Genomic DNA, 1,936 nt, shown 5'->3' with positions numbered 1-1,936 from the left:
CCGCGTTCGGAGGCCTACTTTGTTTTCCCTCTGGCGCAAGGCACGCCGGGAAAACAGTGCGGCCTCGCGGCTACTGGGGTCTACCAGCCTTCGCTTCGCTCTCCATGGCTGGCAGCGATTGCCCGGCCAGCCGGTACACACCCCGCTTGACCTGTTCTATCCTGCCCCGCCTTTTCAGGTAGGTCAGCGTTTGCGACAGGTTGCTCGCTTTGATTTTCTGCTGGTTCAGCCCATTCCGAATATCCGTGGTGGTCATGGTATCCGTTTTGGCCAGCATTGTGGTTACAACTTCGCTCACGCTCCACTGTTTTCGGCCCGAGCCACCCTGTTTGCCCTTCAGAGCCTCGATCTCGCGGTCGATAGCCCGCAATGTTTTGCGGTATTCCGCCTCAACAGCCCGACGTTTGGCCTTCAGTTCCGCCAGTTTTATTGCAGCTTCCTCTCTCCGCTTGGCTGCTTCCTCACGCTCTCGCGCTTCCGCCAACTTTCGCAGATCTGCCGCGCTTAGGTGGTCCAAGGTGTTTGCCGCTGAGCGTTTCTTTGGAGCGCGTTTCGCAGCTGTTTTTTTGGCAACAGCGCGCTGGGAAGTCGTTCGGCGCCGCTTTTTACCTGCTGTTTGCTTTTCAGATTTTTTTACCATTGTTCGACCCTGTTGGTTTCTAAACGACATATTTGACGTTATACGTCCGCTTTGACGCTGTATTTTACCATTATCGCTTGTCTGTAGAAATCCTAAACGCATTTTTTTGCGTTTATGTCCACCGACTTGTGATCGTGTTCCGGTAAAATCACACAGGTTTTTCGTCGACAGTATTCGGCAATGGTTTCCCATTACAACCAGGAGGCCGCGAGTCCCCATTTCCGCTGGCGCGGCAAACCGGGGATACCCTCGCGGGAATTTGATGAAAAAACCCATTCTCATTCTTGTTGTTTTAACAATTGCACTTGTTGTGTACCTGTTTGGTTTCCATCATCCCGGTACGTCACAGGCATCCCATGATACCGGTATGCCCCCCTCGTTCTCCGCCTCCCGTGTCAGCGATAATGAAAAGGAAAAGGAGGCCCCTGCCAATGAGACTGCGCAGGAACTGCCTTCCGTTCTGGTTTTTCCTGACGACCTGCCCGAGCCTGAGCATCTTTCAAAGCAGGCGTTGGAAGAACGCGGATGGTCGTTCTTCAAGCAGGAACGAAATGGCAAGACCGTTCGCATGGCAAAAGCGTTTATGCCATCGACCCACAATGACGATATTGTGCTGCAATTGGCGTATGTCGTTGTTCCTGGGCAACGTCCAATCATCTATGCCGAAGTGCTGAAGAAGGAGCAAAAAGACGGTGCGCAGCACTTGGCTGCGATGATGGTTCCCGGTTCTGCCCAGATTACAACAATGGTGAAATTGGCTCCCCCAAAGGATGCGGCCGATTATGACAAGGACAGCCTGCCCGACCTGTCCTTGTTTCTTGACAACCAAGGAAAGGTGCTTGGCGGCACCGAGCAGTTGTCCGATGTCCTCGCCCGGGCACCAACCGTCCAGATTTCCGGTCTTCCCATTGCTGATGAGGAAACCATGAAGCGGCGGCAGCATTATTACAAAGCGCTGCACGAGGCTAAAAAGGGGAACCGACCCATTACTGACGACATCAAGGCGTTGCGGCCGGAAACGCCCAAAATAATACATTACGAGTTCGAGTTGACGGGATGGGGCAGCGCCCTGCAAACATTAAAGAACATTTAACCAAGGCATCACAATACTCGACTCGTTTAGTTCCTTGATACCGTTCGGACCTACTGGAACCTTTATCGTAATTGTCCTCGTCGCACTGGCGGTACTATCACCATCGAGTAAAACCGAGCCGCGGTACACTCGCCTCGATACCCTGTTTTCTCCCGCAGAACACAGATTCCTGAAGGTTCTTCTTCAGACCATGCCCTCCCAGG

Annotated in this window: 2 protein-coding genes; one reads left to right on the top strand and one right to left on the bottom strand. The window is 53.1% G+C overall.

Annotated elements, in window-relative coordinates:
• Window positions 1-70: 70 nt before the first annotated feature.
• Window positions 71-256: a type IV toxin-antitoxin system AbiEi family antitoxin domain-containing protein gene (locus ACOCD2_RS18055; RefSeq protein ID WP_368857517.1), complete on the bottom strand. Its 186-nt coding sequence runs from the start codon at window positions 254-256 to the stop codon at window positions 71-73.
• Window positions 257-902: 646 nt separating this feature from the next.
• Between ACOCD2_RS18055 and ACOCD2_RS18050 the strand changes: the two genes are divergently transcribed.
• On the top strand, window positions 903-1,733 hold the full coding sequence (locus ACOCD2_RS18050; protein ID WP_419614706.1) for a hypothetical protein: 831 nt from the start codon (window positions 903-905) through the stop codon (window positions 1,731-1,733).
• The last annotated feature ends 203 nt before the right edge of the window (window positions 1,734-1,936 follow it).

Source organism: Thiolapillus sp. (assembly GCF_048562965.1).
Classification (GTDB): Bacteria; Pseudomonadota; Gammaproteobacteria; order Chromatiales; family Chromatiaceae; genus Thiolapillus; species Thiolapillus brandeum_A.
The sequence above is the reverse complement of the archived record's forward strand: the minus strand, read 5'-3'. Positions and strand labels throughout refer to the sequence as shown.